The sequence below is a fragment of the Notoacmeibacter ruber genome, from assembly GCF_003668555.1.
In the GTDB taxonomy this organism is placed as follows: Bacteria; Pseudomonadota; Alphaproteobacteria; order Rhizobiales; family Rhizobiaceae; genus Notoacmeibacter; species Notoacmeibacter ruber.
Genome location: NZ_RCWN01000001.1, coordinates 1,339,926 through 1,356,968, shown reverse-complemented (window position 1 = coordinate 1,356,968; position 17,043 = coordinate 1,339,926). Strand labels below are relative to the sequence as shown.

Annotated in this window: 16 protein-coding genes; all 16 read left to right on the top strand. The window is 59.2% G+C overall.

Features of this window, described 5'->3' with window-relative positions; genetic code table 11:
- Nucleotides 1–71 precede the first annotated feature (71 nt).
- The 16 genes from D8780_RS06420 to lpdA all read left to right on the top strand — a co-directional run bounded on the left by D8780_RS06420 (nt 72) and on the right by lpdA (nt 16,984).
- Complete coding sequence (locus tag D8780_RS06420; RefSeq protein ID WP_121646417.1) at nt 72–776, top strand: CoA transferase subunit A; 705 nt, start codon at nt 72–74, stop codon at nt 774–776.
- A gap of 3 nt (nt 777–779) precedes the next feature.
- Nucleotides 780–1,409 (top strand): CoA transferase subunit B, encoded by a 630-nt coding sequence (locus D8780_RS06415; protein ID WP_121644855.1) that lies wholly within the window; start codon nt 780–782, stop codon nt 1,407–1,409.
- Nucleotides 1,410–1,419: 10 nt separating this feature from the next.
- Nucleotides 1,420–2,952, top strand: coding sequence for an ArnT family glycosyltransferase (locus D8780_RS06410; RefSeq protein WP_121644854.1), 1,533 nt, complete (start codon nt 1,420–1,422; stop codon nt 2,950–2,952).
- Between the two features lie 5 nt (nt 2,953–2,957).
- Nucleotides 2,958–3,716: a glycosyltransferase family 2 protein gene (locus D8780_RS06405; RefSeq protein WP_121644853.1), complete on the top strand. Its 759-nt coding sequence runs from the start codon at nt 2,958–2,960 to the stop codon at nt 3,714–3,716.
- Nucleotides 3,713–4,024, top strand: coding sequence for a lipid-A-disaccharide synthase N-terminal domain-containing protein (locus tag D8780_RS06400; RefSeq protein ID WP_245412279.1), 312 nt, complete (start codon nt 3,713–3,715; stop codon nt 4,022–4,024). Before D8780_RS06405 ends, D8780_RS06400 begins: the two co-directional genes overlap by 4 nt.
- Nucleotides 4,025–4,092: 68 nt before the next feature.
- Nucleotides 4,093–5,928 (top strand): dihydroxy-acid dehydratase, encoded by a 1,836-nt coding sequence (gene ilvD / locus D8780_RS06395; protein WP_121644852.1) that lies wholly within the window; start codon nt 4,093–4,095, stop codon nt 5,926–5,928.
- Nucleotides 5,929–6,045: 117 nt separating this feature from the next.
- Nucleotides 6,046–7,677, top strand: a complete 1,632-nt coding sequence (locus D8780_RS06390) for an alpha-D-glucose phosphate-specific phosphoglucomutase (protein WP_199699564.1) — start codon at nt 6,046–6,048, stop codon at nt 7,675–7,677.
- Nucleotides 7,678–7,790: 113 nt separating this feature from the next.
- Entirely contained in the window at nt 7,791–8,144 is a 354-nt protein-coding gene (locus tag D8780_RS06385; RefSeq protein ID WP_121644850.1) for a PRC-barrel domain-containing protein, read from the top strand.
- A 146-nt stretch (nt 8,145–8,290) separates the two neighbouring features.
- Nucleotides 8,291–9,565, top strand: a complete 1,275-nt coding sequence (gene eno / locus D8780_RS06380) for a phosphopyruvate hydratase (protein WP_121646415.1) — start codon at nt 8,291–8,293, stop codon at nt 9,563–9,565.
- A gap of 125 nt (nt 9,566–9,690) precedes the next feature.
- Complete coding sequence (locus D8780_RS06375; protein WP_158598453.1) at nt 9,691–9,999, top strand: FtsB family cell division protein; 309 nt, start codon at nt 9,691–9,693, stop codon at nt 9,997–9,999.
- Nucleotides 10,000–10,274: 275 nt separating this feature from the next.
- On the top strand, nt 10,275–11,261 hold the full coding sequence (gene pdhA, locus D8780_RS06370) for a pyruvate dehydrogenase (acetyl-transferring) E1 component subunit alpha (protein ID WP_425373645.1): 987 nt from the start codon (nt 10,275–10,277) through the stop codon (nt 11,259–11,261).
- A gap of 100 nt (nt 11,262–11,361) precedes the next feature.
- A complete protein-coding gene (locus D8780_RS06365) occupies nt 11,362–12,855 on the top strand; it encodes a pyruvate dehydrogenase complex E1 component subunit beta (protein ID WP_121644847.1) in 1,494 nt (497 codons plus the stop codon).
- Between the two features lie 4 nt (nt 12,856–12,859).
- Nucleotides 12,860–14,281 (top strand): pyruvate dehydrogenase complex dihydrolipoamide acetyltransferase, encoded by a 1,422-nt coding sequence (locus D8780_RS06360; RefSeq protein ID WP_121644846.1) that lies wholly within the window; start codon nt 12,860–12,862, stop codon nt 14,279–14,281.
- A 2-nt stretch (nt 14,282–14,283) separates the two neighbouring features.
- A complete protein-coding gene (locus D8780_RS06355; RefSeq protein ID WP_121644845.1) occupies nt 14,284–14,880 on the top strand; it encodes a GNAT family N-acetyltransferase in 597 nt (198 codons plus the stop codon).
- Nucleotides 14,877–15,530: an SGNH/GDSL hydrolase family protein gene (locus tag D8780_RS06350; RefSeq protein ID WP_121644844.1), complete on the top strand. Its 654-nt coding sequence runs from the start codon at nt 14,877–14,879 to the stop codon at nt 15,528–15,530. Before D8780_RS06355 ends, D8780_RS06350 begins: the two co-directional genes overlap by 4 nt.
- 11 nt (nt 15,531–15,541) lie before the next feature.
- On the top strand, nt 15,542–16,984 hold the full coding sequence (gene lpdA, locus D8780_RS06345) for a dihydrolipoyl dehydrogenase (protein ID WP_121644843.1): 1,443 nt from the start codon (nt 15,542–15,544) through the stop codon (nt 16,982–16,984).
- Nucleotides 16,985–17,043 lie beyond the last annotated feature (59 nt).

The window sequence follows — 17,043 nt, the reverse complement described above, 5'->3', positions numbered from 1 at the left end:
CCGACGACATTGCCTTGACATAAAAATCGCGGCATTGAATGGCTCAGTTCGCACGTGCGAAGGAGGAATTTGTGAAAAAGATTTATGGTTCGGCCGGAGAGGCGCTTGAGGGCCTCCTCCAAGACGGAATGCTGATCGCCGCCGGCGGTTTTGGCCTGTGTGGCATTCCGGAATTGCTGATTGAAGCGATCCGCGACAGCGGTGTGAAGGACCTCACCTTCGCGTCGAACAATGCCGGTGTCGACGATTTCGGCATTGGACGCCTGCTCCACACCAAGCAGGTCAAGAAGATGATGTCGTCTTATGTGGGCGAGAATGCCGAATTCATGCGGCAATATCTCGACGGGGAGCTCGAGGTCGAATTCAATCCGCAGGGAACACTTGCCGAACGTATGCGGGCTGGCGGCTCGGGAATTCCCGGCTTCTTCACCAAGACCGGTGTGGGCACGATGGTGGCCGAGGGCAAGGAACACAAGGATTTCGACGGCGAAACCTACATCATGGAACGCGGCATCTTTGCCGATCTCGCAGTCGTGAAAGCATGGAAAGCCGACGAAACGGGTAACCTGATCTTCCGCAAGACCGCGCGCAATTTCAACGTGCCGGCGGCTATGTGCGGCAAGGTCTGCGCGGCCGAGGTGGAGGAGATCGTACCAACCGGTTCGCTCGATCCGGATTGCATTCACCTTCCCGGTATCTACGTCCACCGCCTTATTCAGGGCGAACACGAAAAGCGGATCGAACAGCGGACCATCCGCCAGCGCGAGGAGGCCTGAACCATGGCATGGAGTCGTGACCAGATGGCTGAACGGGCAGCCAAGGAACTCGAAGACGGCATGTATGTGAATCTCGGCATCGGGATTCCCACCCTTGTCGCCAACCATATTCCGGACGGCATCGACGTGACGCTTCAGAGCGAGAACGGTATGCTGGGTATGGGCCCATATCCCTATGAGGGGGAGGAAGATCCCGACCTGATCAATGCGGGCAAGCAGACGATCACGGAACTGCCACACAGTGTCTATTTCGACAGCGCCATGAGCTTCGGCATGATCCGTGGCGGCAAGATCGCGATGGCCATTCTCGGCGCCATGGAAGTGGCTGAGAACGGCGACCTGGCCAACTGGATGATCCCCGGCAAGCTTGTAAAGGGCATGGGCGGCGCGATGGATCTCGTTGCTGGCGTCGGACGGGTCATCGTCGTGATGGATCACCAGAACAAGAAGGGTGAATCCAAGGTCCTGAAGGAATGCGACCTACCGCTGACCGGCAAGGGAGTGGTCGATCGCATCATCACCAATCTCGGTGTGCTGGACGTCGTCGAGGGTGGCCTCAAAATCGTCGATCTGGCCGATGGAGTCAGCGAGGATGAATTGCGGGCCGCGACCGAAGCGACGATCGTCGCCTGATCGGCTCTAAATGATCGATACCAAAAGTAACACAGAACAGCCGCGCAAAAGCGCGGCTGTTCTTTTCGGGGCCGATTGGTTTTGGCTGCTCTGTCTGCTGCTCTATTTCGCGGCCCTGATCGTGGCACGGGTCGTCTTCGGTGGCGTTTCTCTCAACTGGGACGATGCCGAACTGCCAGTCGCGGTCAATCTTTATCGGCCGGGCTACGGCCCGCAACTGCCGCTCTACCACTGGTATCAGAACGCGCTTTTCCAACTCTTCGGAATTTCGATCTTCTCGATCTCCCTCGGTCGTGATCTGGTGCGCTTCGCATCCGCTGCGGTCATGTATGCCTTTGCAAGACAGGTCGGCCGGCCGACCATGGCTTTTGCGGCAACGCTTGCTCTTGAGCTGAACATTCATTTTGCTTGGTACGCCCAGCGCGCCTTCTCTCATAATAATTCGGCGATTCTCCTCGGTCTTCTGACCGTCTTCATTTTCTGGCTCGCGCTTCAGAGACCGGGCTCCTGGTTTCGCTGGCTCGCCTTCGGGCTCGTGACCGGACTCGGCCTTCTTTCGAAATACAATTTCCTCTTCATCCCCTTTGTTCTTGTTGTTGCTGCCGTCTCGGACAGGGATCTGCGCATGCGGCTCCCCTGGACGAAGGTCCTCGCCGCGTTCGCGCTTTCGGCGGCACTGGTCGCCTTCCCCTATCAGTGGATCATCAGTCACCTGACCCTCGCGACGGGTGCTTCCGGGTCCCTTCGGATGGCGGCTGACAATCCGCTCATGGCAAGGCTGAGCGGGCTTGCGGAACTCGCCATGGCGCTTTTGTCGAATGGCGGCCTGTCCCTGGTTCTCGCGGCCCTGCTGATGTGGCTGATGCCCCGCCGTCAGACGCCGATACAGGGTGAAGTTGAGGAGGCGAAAGCTGCGGAACGTCTGGGGCGGTTCTTGCTCCGTTATCTCATCTGCTTTTCCGTGATTCTCTTTCTTGGTGTTCTGATCGCCGGCATCGGTAATGTGAGAGATCGCTGGCTTCTGCCGGCCTTCAGTTTCGCGGGACCGGCTATGGTTCTCCTGATCTGGCACCACATCTCGGACAAAGGCAGAGCCATACTGGTCGGGGTGTCTTTGCTGATCGCCGCGGCCGTTCTGGTGGGTCATCCTCTGGAGAGCCGCTACTGGAAGGATCGGGGCCACGCACCTTTCGGGTCTGTCGTCGAGGGCATGGCAAGCAGTGGCGCAAAGAATGGGACCTACGTCGTCGCTCCTTTCCAATGGGTCGCCGGTAATCTGAAACATCGCCGTCCGGACTGGGTCGTAGACGACTACCGGCTTCTGCGTTTTTCGGAAGAGGGTGATCGCCCCTTCTTGCTCGTCATCGACAATGATCCTAAGGACGTTCGCCAGTGGTCCGAAAGGTTCGGTCCAGATTACGGAGTTTGCCCCGACCGGCCTGACTTGCAGATCGATACGCAGGAGAGCGAACCCGACCGGCGTAGGCTCGATCTGTCCATTATCTGGATCTGCCCGACCGGTTCCTCACAATCGGACGAGTAGGTATCGTGACAGTCTTTTCCATCGTCATCCCCATGAAGAACGAAGCGGGCAATGTGCGTCGCCTGGTCGAGGAAATCGATGAGGCGTGCCGGAGCCTGCCGGCCTTTGATCTCGTGATTGTCGATGACGGTTCCGATGACGAAACCGGAGAGATCGCTCGCGGGCTGACCGCCGGAGGTCGTCCGGTCCGGGTGTTGCGACACGACGAGAGTGCTGGCCAGAGCGCAGCGGTTCATAGTGGTGTTCAGATCGCGGAAGGCGAATTCATCGTCACACTGGATGGAGACGGGCAGAACCCTCCGTCAGAGATTCCCAAACTGATCGCGCCCCTCCTTGATCCGAATCGTGATTCTCGCCTCGGGCTCATCGCTGGGCAGCGGGTCGGACGGCAGGATACCTGGTCCAAGAAATATGCCTCCCGCTTCGCCAACGGGCTGAGAAACCGTGTCCTGAAAGATGGAACCCGAGATACCGGCTGCGGCCTGAAAGCGTTTCGACGTGATGCCTTTCTGGCGCTTCCCTTCTTCAATCACATGCACCGTTATCTGCCGGCTCTGTTTGCCAGAGATGGTTGGTCGGTGGGCCATGTGGATGTATCGCATCGCTCACGAGGGGAGGGACGATCGAACTATTCCAACCTTCAGCGCGCTCTGGTCGGGATTCCGGATCTCATCGCGGTGGCCTGGCTTATCAGGCGCCGCAAAACCCGCAATTCGATGGCCGACATACTGACGACACAGTCCCGCGAGGGGACCGAAACGTGAATCCCGACGATATTCTGCGCTTCCTGAACGTTACGAATTGGGGCGAATTCTGGTGGGTGATCGTCGGTCTCGGTGGCCAGCTCATGTTTACCGGTCGTTTTCTCGTGCAGTGGCTGGCGTCTGAACGGGTTCATAAATCTGTCGTGCCAGTGGCCTTCTGGTGGTTCTCGATCGGCGGCGGCATGATGCTCCTTCTCTATTCCATCTGGCGAAAGGATCCCGTCTTCATTCTAGGCCAGTCGCTGGGCGTTTTCATCTACGCCCGCAACCTTTGGCTGATCCGTCAGGAGAATAGCGGCCGCCGCTGACACCTCTTGCAAAGTTTGGCGACAGACCCCACAACCCCCGGTTCCAGCAGTTAAACGGGAGACATCCCATGCCGACCTATCGTTCACGCACCACCACGCACGGCCGCAACATGGCCGGAGCTCGCGGCCTCTGGCGCGCTACCGGAGTGAAGGAAGGAGACTTCGGCAAACCCATTATCGCCGTCGTGAACTCCTTCACGCAGTTCGTGCCGGGTCATGTGCATTTGAAAGACCTTGGCCAGATGGTTGCCCGCGAGATCGAGAGCGCGGGCGGCATCGCCAAGGAGTTCAACACCATCGCGGTCGACGATGGAATCGCGATGGGTCATGACGGCATGCTGTACAGCCTGCCGAGCCGCGAGATCATTGCCGACAGTGTCGAATACATGGTCAACGCGCACTGTGCGGATGCCATGGTCTGCATTTCCAATTGCGACAAGATCACGCCCGGCATGCTGATGGCGGCGCTTCGGCTGAATATTCCCGTCGTCTTCGTCTCTGGCGGGCCGATGGAGGCTGGCAAGGTCGTCTGGAACGGCGAGACCCGCAAACTGGACCTTGTCGACGCTATGGTCGTCGCTGCCGATGACAGCGTTTCCGACGAGGAAGTCGCCGCGATAGAACAGAGCGCCTGCCCGACCTGCGGCTCGTGCTCCGGCATGTTCACCGCCAACTCCATGAACTGCCTCACCGAAGCTCTCGGCCTCGCCTTGCCCGGCAACGGCTCCACCCTGGCGACCCATGCCGACCGCAAACGTCTCTTTGTCGAGGCCGGTCATCTGATCGTGGACCTTGCACGCCGCTATTACGAACAGAACGATGAGCGGGTTCTGCCGCGCTCGATCGCAACGTTCGACGCGTTTTCCAACGCGATGACGCTCGATATCGCGATGGGCGGCTCCACGAACACGGTTCTGCACCTTCTTGCGGCCGCCTATGAAGGCCAGGTCGACTTCACCATGGCCGATATCGACAAGCTGTCGCGCCAAGTGCCGGTTCTCTGCAAGGTCGCTCCCTCCATTCAGACCGTCCACATGGAAGATGTGCACCGGGCAGGCGGTATCATGGGCATTCTCGGCCAGCTCGAGCAGGCTGGCCTCATCAACACGGAATGTTCGACGGTTCATGCCGAAACAATCGGACAGGCACTCGACCGGTGGGATGTGACCCGGACCGACGCTGAGAACGTGCATGATTTCTACCGCGCCGCCCCGGGTGGCGTGCCGACGCAGACCGCCTTCAGCCAAAGCCAGCGCTGGGAGAGCGTCGACACCGACCGGGAAAACGGTGTCATCCGCTCCAAGGAGCACGCGTTCAGCCAGGATGGCGGTCTGGCCGTCCTGTTTGGCAACATCGCCAAGGATGGCTGTATCGTGAAGACAGCCGGCGTTGATGAGAGCATTCTCAAATTCACCGGCAGGGCGCGCGTCTTCGAAAGTCAGGATAGTGCCGTTTCCGCGATTCTGACCAACAAGATCGTCAAGGGCGACGTTGTCGTGATCCGTTATGAGGGACCGCGCGGCGGACCGGGTATGCAGGAAATGCTCTATCCGACGAGCTACCTGAAATCCAAGGGCCTCGGCAAGGATTGCGCGCTCATCACCGATGGCCGTTTCTCCGGCGGCACTTCCGGTCTTTCCATCGGTCACTGCTCACCGGAGGCGGCGGAGGGCGGCGCCATCGGTCTGGTTCAGGAAGGGGATACGATCGAGATCGATATTCCGAACCGCACGATCCATCTGGCGATCGATGACAATGAAATGGCGGCGCGCCGCCAGGAGCAGGACGAGAAGGGCTGGAAGCCGGTCGAGAAACGGACCCGCAAGATCACCACGGCTCTGAAAGCCTATGCGGCTTTGACGACAAGCGCGGCCAAGGGTGCGGTGCGGGTCGTCGAGGACTGAACGGAAGCTTGATTATCGTCGAACGGAAAGGCCGGTCCGGAGCGACCGGCCTTTTCATTTTGTTGTGCTGCCGCATCTGCTTGCAGGATGATTGCTAAAGCCAGCGGAGACGAGAGCGTGACCATCGAAACGCGTGCGACCACCCCCTATGACGACCAGAAGCCCGGCACATCGGGCTTGCGCAAGAAGGTGCCTCATTTCCAGCAGGAAAATTATGTCGAGAACTTCGTGCAGGCGATTTTCGATGTCGCTCCGAAAGAGCCCTCGAAGACGCTGATCATCGGCGGTGATGGGCGGTACTTCAATCGCGAGGTTGTCGGACGGGTCGTCGCAATGGCCGCTGCCAACGATTGTGAGCGTATCGTAATCGGGCAGGGCGGCATTCTCTCGACGCCGGCGGCGTCCAACCTCATTCGCAAGCGTAATGCCTTTGGCGGAATCATTCTATCGGCCAGCCATAATCCCGGCGGTCCGAACGAGGATTTCGGTATCAAGTTCAACACATCCAATGGCGGTCCGGCTCCGGAGAACATCACCAACGCGATCTATGAACGCACGAAGCAGATATCGGAATATCGGATCGACCCCGAGGTTAAAGCGGATATCGACACGATCGGCGAAACCGATCTCGGGCATCTCGTGATCGAGGTGATCGATCCCGTGGCGGATTATGCTGCGCTGATGGAGGAGCTGTTCGACTTCGACAAGATCCGCAATCTTTTTTCGTCAGGCTTCACCATGGCCTTCGACGCAATGCATGCCGTGACCGGACCCTATGCGCATGAAATTCTGGAAAAACGTTTGGGCGCCAAGGAGGGCACGGTGCGCAACGGCACGCCGAAGGAGGATTTTGGCGGCCACCATCCCGATCCGAACCTCGTTCATGCCAAGGCGCTTTACGATACCATGATGAAGAGCGACGGGCCCGACTTCGGCGCAGCCTCGGATGGGGATGGCGATCGCAATCTCATTATCGGCAAAGGTATTTACGTCGCGCCATCGGACAGTCTTGCTGTTCTGGCCGCAAATGCGACCCACGCCAAAGCCTATACCGACGGGCTGAAGGGCGTGGCACGCTCCATGCCAACCAGCGCGGCTGCGGACCGGGTTGCCGAGAAGCTCGGGCTGCCGCATTACGAGACACCGACCGGCTGGAAGTTCTTCGGCAATCTTCTGGATGAGGGTTACGTCACCATTTGCGGTGAGGAAAGCGCCGGGACGGGGGCCGACCATGTGCGCGAGAAAGATGGCCTCTGGGCGGTTCTTCTTTGGCTTGCCATTCTCGCCAGCCGGCAGCAGAGCGTTCGCGAGATCGTCGAACAGCATTGGCTCGAGTTCGGGCGGAACTACTTTGCCCGCCACGATTTCGAGGAGATCGATAAATCGGTCGCCGAAACGTTCATGAGCGATCTGAGAGCGATGTTGCCGCAGCTCGGCGGCAAAACGGCGGAGGGTTTCCAGGTCCAGTCAGCGACCGATTTTGCTTATAAGGACCCGATCGACGGTTCCATCACCGAACATCAAGGCATTCGAATCCGCTTCGAGGACGGCAGCCGCGTCGTCTTCCGCCTCTCTGGAACCGGGACGGTCGGCGCGACGCTGCGTGTCTATCTGGAGCGGTTCGAACCGGGTTCGGAGGGGCTCGATCGCGATGTGGCGGAGATGCTTGAGCCTCTGATCGAGGCCGTCGATGCGCTGGTCGGCTATCGGCGGGCGATTGGGCGAATGGAGCCTGACGTTATCACCTAATTGTCTCGAGGGTGCTCTCCGCTGGGATTTATCAGCTTTGTTGAAAACGTTTATGCAACGGTGCGGCGGCCCTCGCGTTCTCCAACTTTGGGAACAACACGAGGATATGCCCCATGCCTACAGCAACCGGACACACCACTGCCATTCGCGCATCGCGCGTCATCGGTACCGCCGTCTACAACACATCCGGCGACAAGATTGGTGAAGTCGAAGACGTTATTCTCGACAAGACATCCGACACCATCAAGTTTGCCGTCGTTGGTTTCGGCGGCTTCCTTGGTGTCGGAGAGAAGTACCATGCCGTCCCTTGGGCCTCGCTCAACTACGAGGACAATCAGGGCGGCTATATCGTGCCCTTCACTAAGGAGCAGCTCGAGACTGCGCCACAGGACACCATCCACGAACTGACCAAGGATGATGGCGAGCGGGCCCGCACGACTGCGATGACCCATTACGGTTTGCGGTAAAAGCACAAGCTGACAATGATTGCCTGCCCGGCGGCCGAAATGGCCGCCGGGTTTTCCATGTCCGGTGATACTGGTGCGTTGAAAGGCGCAACCTGTTCCCCTAAGAGATGGCGACGCCTTTCGACACTTACTCAGTGGATACATCCATGACCGAAATTATCGATATCGTTGCTCGAGAAATCCTGGACAGCCGCGGCAATCCGACCGTCGAGGTCGACGTGATCCTCGAAGACGGCTCTTTTGGCCGCGCCGCCGTTCCCTCCGGTGCGTCGACAGGCGCGTATGAAGCCGTCGAACTGCGCGACGGCGGAGACCGCTACCTTGGCAAGGGCGTGCAGAAAGCCGTTGATGCGGTGAACGGCAAGATTTTCGATGCCATTGGCGGCATGGATGCCGAAGAGCAACTCGCCATCGATGCGGCGATGATCGATCTCGATGGAACCGACAACAAGGCCAAACTGGGCGCCAATGCCATTCTCGGCGTGTCGCTCGCGGTTGCGAAAGCGGCTGCCGATTCCGCCGCAATGCCGCTTTACCGTTATGTTGGGGGGCCGAACGCCCATGTGCTGCCGGTTCCGATGATGAACATCATCAATGGCGGCGAACATGCCGACAACCCGATCGATTTCCAGGAATTCATGATCATGCCGGTTGGCGCCGAGACGCTGGCCGACGCCGTGCGCATGGGATCGGAAGTCTTCCATACGCTGAAGAAGGATCTTTCCGCCGCGGGCCATAACACCTCGGTCGGCGATGAGGGCGGTTTTGCGCCCAATATCAACAGCGCGGAAGCGGCCCTCGATTTCATCATGAAGTCCGTCGAGAAGGCGGGATACAAGCCCGGCGAGGATATGTTCCTGGCGCTCGATTGCGCGGCGACCGAATTCTACAAGGACGGCAATTATGTCTATGCCGGAGAAGGCAAGACGCGCTCTTCCGAAGAACAGGTCGACTATCTGGCGCGCCTTTGCGGCAGCTATCCGATCATTTCGATCGAGGATGGCATGGATGAAGATGATTGGGACGGCTGGACCGCGCTGACGCAGGCACTCGGCGGCCGCGTCCAGTTGGTTGGCGACGATCTTTTCGTTACGAATTCGAAGCGTTTGCGGGATGGTATCGCCAAGGGCGCAGCCAATTCCATCCTTGTGAAGGTCAATCAGATCGGTTCGCTTTCTGAGACCCTCGATGCGGTCGAAACCGCCCATCGTGCTGGCTATACTGCCGTGATGAGCCATCGCTCCGGCGAGACCGAAGATTCGACCATCGCGGATCTCGCAGTCGCGACCAATTGCGGGCAGATCAAGACGGGTTCTTTGGCGCGCTCCGACCGGCTTGCCAAATACAACCAGCTTATCCGCATCGAGCAGCAGCTCGGTGCCGCAGCCGCCTTTGCCGGACGGTCCATTCTGAAGGCCTGATCGGGCTTAGCCATGTTCTGGAAGAGCCGGCCCCATCGTGGCCGGCTTTTTCATGCGCGGTAACTTCAAATTAAGTGCGAATCGCGCTTGGTTGTCTAATGATCCATAAGAGGCAGGAGCCGGAGATGTGGACCCGGCAATATAAACAGAAGCGCTGGAAGGGGCTGATCCTGCCCGTTCTGACAGGGCTTTGCCTTGCCTATTTTTCTCATCATACCGTTCAGGGCAATTACGGCACCGAGGCCAATGCCCGCCACGAAGCGCGGTTGGCGGACCTGCGCGAGGAACTCGCAGTCCTTACGCACCGCCACAGTGAGCTGGAAAAGCGCACCGTTCAGCTACAGGATGGGACGATCTCACGTGACATGCTGGACGAGATGGCGCGGCGTCAACTTGGCGTTATCGGACCGAATGAACTGATAATCCGTCCCTGACCCCTTGCCACATTCCAAAAAAACGACAGCATAGCTCATATTCGGTGGCCGAATGGGAGGAGTGGACGGTTTCGTCTATGTAACCGGCAACCGCAAAGGGTTCGGCGTGTAATGCGCCGACGAAGGGAGAGTCCATGGTATCCAGTCGCGAAACGGCAAACAAGAAACCCTCCGGCAAATCCGGCACGGCTCGGCGCTCATCGTCGCGTAGCAGTGCGAAGAGTGCGGCAGAGATCGACAAAAACTCCGACCTCGTCCGAACACCACCAGAGCCCATGAAGTTCGGTATCGAGGAGGACAAGCAAGCCTATCGCGACATGCTCCTTATACGGCGGTTCGAGGAAAAGGCCGGCCAGCTTTACGGTCGCGGCCTGATCGGCGGGTTCTGTCACCTCTATATCGGGCAGGAAGCGGTCGTGACCGGTGTCCAGATGGTTCTCAACGAGGGCGATCAGGTCATCACGGCCTATCGTGACCACGGCCATATGCTCGCGACGGGTATGGACCCGAAGGGCGTCATGGCCGAACTCACGGGTCGGCAGGGCGGCTACTCCAAGGGCAAAGGCGGCTCGATGCACATGTTCAGCCGCGACAAGCATTTCTACGGCGGTCACGGCATCGTCGGAGCGCAGGTTTCGCTAGGCACCGGGATCGCCTTTGCCAACCGGTATCGGGAAAACGGCAATCTGTGCTGCACCTATTTCGGAGACGGCGCGGCCAACCAGGGACAGGTCTACGAGTCGTTCAACATGGCCTCGCTCTGGGACCTGCCGGTTATCTACATTATCGAGAACAACCAGTATGCGATGGGCACGTCGGTGACACGCTCTTCGGCCGAAACCCACTTTAACCAACGTGGCGTTTCCTTCCGTATTCCAGGGATGGAAGTCGACGGGATGGATGTTCGTGCGGTGAAGGCGGCTGCGGAAGAGGCCGCGGCGTTCGTCCGCGAAGGCAACGGTCCGATCATTCTGGAGATGAAGACCTATCGCTATCGCGGCCATTCGATGAGCGATCCGGCCAAATATCGCTCGAAGGACGAGGTCGACAAGATGAAGGACCGCGAACACGACCCCATCGAGCGGGTCAAGACGCGGCTTGTCGAAGATCACGGCATGGCAGAGGAAGATGTGAAAGCCATCGACAAGGAAATCCGCGGTATCGTCAACGATGCGGCAGAATTTGCCCAGAACGACTCGGAGCCGGATCCTTCCGAACTATGGACGGACATCTATGCCGAAGATGGGAGCGAGGCCGCATAATGGCCCGCTGCTCCGTGCTGCAATCCCATCATTCCGTTAAGCCATTTCAGCCAGTCCTGCCGAAAACCGGAACTATATCCGTGGCAGGGGAGGAACGCCGATGACCATTGAAGTGACCATGCCCGCCCTCTCTCCGACAATGGAGGAAGGTACCCTTGCCAAGTGGCTCAAATCCGTAGGTGACAAGATCGAACCCGGCGAGGTGATCGCCGAAATCGAAACAGACAAGGCCACGATGGAAGTGGAGGCTGCCGATGAGGGGACTCTCGGCAAGATCCTCGTCGATGAAGGGACCGAAAACGTAAAGGTCAATTCTCCCATCGCCATTCTTCTGGAAGAGGGCGAAGACGAAAGCGCTCTGGATAGCGCCGCTTCCGGTTCCGGGTCGACACAGGCCGATGACACCGAAGAGGCCGCTGACGCCGGATCAGGTGATGCCGATCCCCATTCCGCTCGCACAGCCGATGGCGCGGGTGGTGAGGGCAAAGCTTCCGAGGGCAATCCGGTCAGCGATATCGAGGCGAGGCGCGTGCCGGCCGAGGGGAAAGTCCATCCCCAGCCCCGCAAACCCGATCCCTCACAGCTTCGTGAAGTTCCGGAAGGGACGGAAATGCAGGAGACCACGGTTCGCGAAGCTCTGCGCGACGCCATGGCCGAAGAGATGCGCAACGATGACCGTGTCTTCGTGATGGGCGAAGAAGTGGCCGAGTATCAGGGTGCCTACAAGGTCACGCAGGGACTGCTCGACGAATTCGGCTCCAAGCGCGTGGTCGATACGCCGATCACCGAACATGGTTTCGCCGGTGTCGGTGTGGGCGCCGCGATGGCCGGCCTGCGACCGATCGTGGAATTCATGACCTTCAACTTCGCGATGCAGGCGATCGACCAGATCGTCAATTCGGCTGCGAAGACGCGCTATATGGCAGGCGGGCAGATGGGCTCTCCCATCGTTTTTCGCGGGCCGAACGGCGCCGCCGCCCGCGTGGCCGCGCAGCACAGCCAGGATTATGCCGCGTGGTATTCGCATGTGCCCGGTCTGAAAGTGATCCAGCCCTATAGTGCGGCCGATGCAAAGGGCCTTCTCAAGGCCGCCATCCGCGATCCGAACCCGGTCATCTTTCTTGAGAACGAAATCCTCTACGGCCAGAGTTTCGAAGTGCCGAAGATGGAGGATTTCGTTCTGCCGATCGGCAAGGCGCGCATCCATCGCTCCGGTGATGATGTCACGCTGGTCAGTTTCGGCATCGGAATGACGTACGCCATCAAGGCCGCCGACGAACTCGCCGGCATGGGTATCGAAGCCGAAGTCATCGACCTTCGGACCATTCGCCCGATGGACCTCGAGACGGTGATCGAGAGCGTCAAGAAGACAAACCGGCTGGTCACTGTGGAAGAGGGCTTCCCACAGAGTTCCGTCGGGGACTTCATCGCGAACCAGGTGCAGCGGCGCGCATTCGATTATCTGGATGCGCCGGTCGTCACCATCGCCGGCAAGGACGTTCCGATGCCCTATGCCGCCAATCTGGAAAAACTAGCACTTCCCAATGTCGGCGAAGTGATCGAGGCCGTTAAGGCCGTGACGTATAAGGACTGACGCCATGGCTATCGAAATTACAATGCCCGCGCTCTCCCCGACGATGGAAGAGGGCAATCTGGCCAGCTGGCAGGTCAAGGTTGGCGACAAGGTCGAACCCGGCGACGTGATTGCCGAGATCGAAACCGACAAGGCGACGATGGAAGTCGAAGCGGTCGATGAGGGAACGATCGCTGAAATTCTGGTCGAAGCCGGCACGGAAGGCGTGAAGGTCAATGCCGTGATCGCGCTCCTCGCGGAGGAAGGCGAAGACCCGGCCGATGTGAAGGGCGGTAGCGGCAAGAGCGAAAAGGCCGAGCCCGAAAAGGACCTGCCCGATCCAGACAAGGCTGCCGCACGCGACGACGCCAAGGTTTCTGAAAGCTCCAGCGATGGCGGGGCAGGCCATGGCAGGCCGCAACCGGAAGCCTCTTCGAACAAGACCGATGGTGCCAAGACGGCCGTGGCGGATTCCATCAAGGCGGGACCTGCGCCGAAGAAAGATGGCGAACGGATCTTTTCCACGCCACTGGCACGGCGCGTCGCCCAACAGAAGGGCATCGACCTGTCGGCCGTGACCGGCACCGGCCCGCACGGACGTATCGTCATGGCGGATGTCGAGAAGTCGAAACCGGCCGAGACGACAAAGGCCGCCGATACGCCGAAGAGCGCTCAAAGCTCTGCCTCCGCGGCGCCGATGGCAGACGATGCCGTGCTCAAGCTCTTCGAAGAAGGCTCTTACGAGCTGGTCAAGCATGATGGCATGCGCAAGACGATCGCAAAGCGCCTTGTTCAGGCCAAGCAGACCGTCCCGCATTTCTATCTGACGCGTGACGTCAATATCGATGCGTTGCTCAAACTGCGCAGCCAGATCAACAAGGCGGCGCCGATGATCAAGGCCGAAGAAGGTGAGAAGCCCGCCTACAAGCTGTCGGTCAACGACATGATCATCAAGGCCATGGCCATGGCACTGCAGGCCGTTCCGGATGCCAACGCTTCCTGGACCGAAGAGGCCATGGTCAAGCACAAGCATGCCGATGTCGGTGTTGCCGTCGCGATTCCGGGCGGGTTGATCACTCCGATCATCCGCAAGGCAGAGCAGAAGACGCTCTCGACGATTTCCAACGAGATGAAGGATCTCGCCAGGCGCGCACGCGACCGCAAACTCAAGCCGGAAGAATATCAGGGCGGTACGACGGCGGTGTCCAACCTCGGCATGTTCGGGATCAAGCATTTCTCGGCAGTGATCAATCCGCCGCATGGCACCATTCTGGCCATCGGAGCGGGTGAGAAACGTCCGATCGTCAAGGATGACGCGATCGCAATCGCGACTGTGATGACTGTGACTTTGTCGGTCGATCACCGTGCGGTCGACGGAGCGCTCGGCGCAGAACTGCTCGACGCCTTCCACGGTCTCGTCGAAAACCCGATGAGCATGCTGGTGTGACCATGACGGTCACGTTCCGTCCAGCGCGTCGAGAGGACGCTGCCGATCTCGCGATCCTTGCGGATATGGCCGGTCACGGTCTGCCGCAGTGGTTTTGGCGCGGCGCGGTCGAAAAGGAAGGCTTCTCGTCCGTCGTCGAAGTGGGGCGTGATCGCGTCCGCTCCGACGATCATGCGATGAGCTGGCGGAAGATGCAGGTCGCGATCGTGGGCGATGAAGTGGCTGGGATGATCCTCGATTACCCACTGACCGACCGCAACAGCGATGAGGATATTGCCGGCTGCGGGGCGGTCATAGCCTCATTGCTGTTGTTGGAAAATGATCTGGCCCCGTGCTGGTATATCAACATGCTCGCGGTTTATCGGGATTTTCGCGGGCAGGGGATTGGTAAAAAGCTGATTGAAGGCGCGCGGCGACGCGCGCTGGACGCCGACTTCGACAGCATCGGTTTGGGCGTCGAAGACGACAATCCGGCCCTTTCTCTGTACCGGCGCTGCGGTTTCGAAACGGTGGCTCGCCAGAGCTATCATTCCTTTGGCGGCACCAAGACATCCGGTGAGTGGTATGCCATGCGCGCCGCGAGCAAGCAGGCCTCATGAAAACGATACTCGCATTCGGCGATTCGCTGACCTGGGGCTTCGACGGCCCCACCCGAACGCGCCACCCGTTCGAGAAACGATGGCCCAATGTGCTTCAGTCGGAGCTAGGCGGGGGCTTTCACGTCATTGCCGAAGGTCTGAACGGACGGACCACCGGTTATGATGATCATCTGGCGGATTGCGATCGTAATGGCGCGCGCATCCTGCCGACGCTTCTACATAGCCATGCGCCGCTCGATCTGGTGATCCTGTTTCTTGGTACGAACGACCTGAAGCCCTTTACCGGGGCCGGTGCGCGTGGGGCTGCAATGGGTATGGGCCGGCTTGTGGAGCAGGTGCGACATCATGCGTGGTCAGCCGTCGATGACGCCAGAGAGCCTGCAATCATGATTATCGCGCCACCTGCCATTCAGAAACCGGATGATCCCGATTACGGCGACACCTTTGCCGATGCGATCGAGGATTCCAAGAGCTTCGCCAGACGCTACGAAGATCTGGCGCTGGAAAGAGACTGTTACTTCTTCGATGCCGGGGCCATTGCGAAGACAGACCCCCATGATGGCATTCATCTTGATGCCGAGAACACCGCCGCCCTCGGCAGGGCACTGGCGCTGGTTGTCGGCGATATCTTTAAAAAACGCACGAGTTGAGGAGCACTCCTATGGCCGATTACGATGTGATTGTTATTGGATCCGGGCCGGGTGGCTATGTAACGGCGATCCGTGCATCGCAGCTCGGACTGAAGACGGCGATCGTGGAGCGGGAGCACCTTGGCGGCATCTGCCTCAACTGGGGCTGCATCCCGACGAAGGCGTTGCTCCGCAGCGCCGAGATCATGCATTATGCCAGCCATATCAAGGATTACGGCCTCACGCTGGAAGGCTCTGTCAAGCCGGATGTGAACGCCGTGGTCGACAGGTCGCGCGCCGTTTCCAAACGCCTCAATAATGGCGTCGGCATGCTCATGAAGAAGAACAAGATCGACGTTATCTGGGGCGAAGCAAAGCTCACCGGAAAGGGCAAGATCAAGGTCGACAAGCCTCAGAAAAAACCGATGGAGCCGCAGCCGGTGTCGCCCAAAGGCGTGAAAGCTGAGGGTGAGTATTCGGCGAAACACATCATCATTGCGACGGGCGCGCGGCCGCGCGTTCTGCCTGGCATCGAGCCGGACGGTGAGCGCATCTGGACCTATTTCGAGGCGATGGTGCCGAAAGCGCTGCCGAAGAGCATGCTGGTCATGGGCTCGGGCGCCATCGGCGTCGAGTTCGCCAGCTTTTACAATGCAATGGGCTGCGATGTGACGGTGGTCGAAGTGGTTGACCGCATCATGCCTGTGGAAGATGCCGAAATCTCCAAGATTGCGCAGAAGCAGTTGGAAAAGCAGGGCATCAAATTCCGCCTGAAGACAAAGGTCAGCAAAGTCGAAAAATCGAAGAGCGGCGTAAAAGCTACCCTGGAAGGCGAGGGGGGCAAGTCGGAGACGATGGAGGTAGAGCACCTCATTTCGGCTGTGGGCGTTCAAAGCAACAGCGAGAACCTCGGTCTGGAAGATCTGGGCGTGAAAATCGACCGCGGTTCGATCGTGGTGGATGGCTACGGCAGGACGAATGTCGAAGGAGTCTATGCCATTGGCGATGTCGCCGGACCGCCGATGCTGGCACACAAGGCCGAGCATGAAGGCGTGATCTGCGTCGAGACGATTGCCGGCGTCGAAGGCGTCCACGGCCTTGATAAATCAAAAATTCCGGGCTGTACCTACTGCCATCCGCAGGTTGCCTCCGTGGGCCTGACTGAAGCGAAGGCGAAGGAAGTCGGGCACGAAATTCGCGTTGGACGCTTCCCCTTCGCGGCGAACGGCAAGGCCATCGCGCTCGGCGAGGATGAGGGGCTCATCAAGACGATCTTCGACAAGAAGACGGGGCAGCTTCTCGGGGCGCATATGGTGGGCGCGGAAGTGACCGAACTCATCCAGGGTTTTGTGGTGGCCATGGGCCTCGAAACCACCGAAGAGGAGCTGATGCACACCGTCTTCCCCCATCCGACCCTTTCCGAAATGATGAAGGAAAGCGTGCTGGATGCCTATGGGCGAGTGTTGAATTCGTAAGCGTAAGTCATCGCTCTTAGGAACAATTCTCGAAATCGGGCATTAACAAGGCACGAATT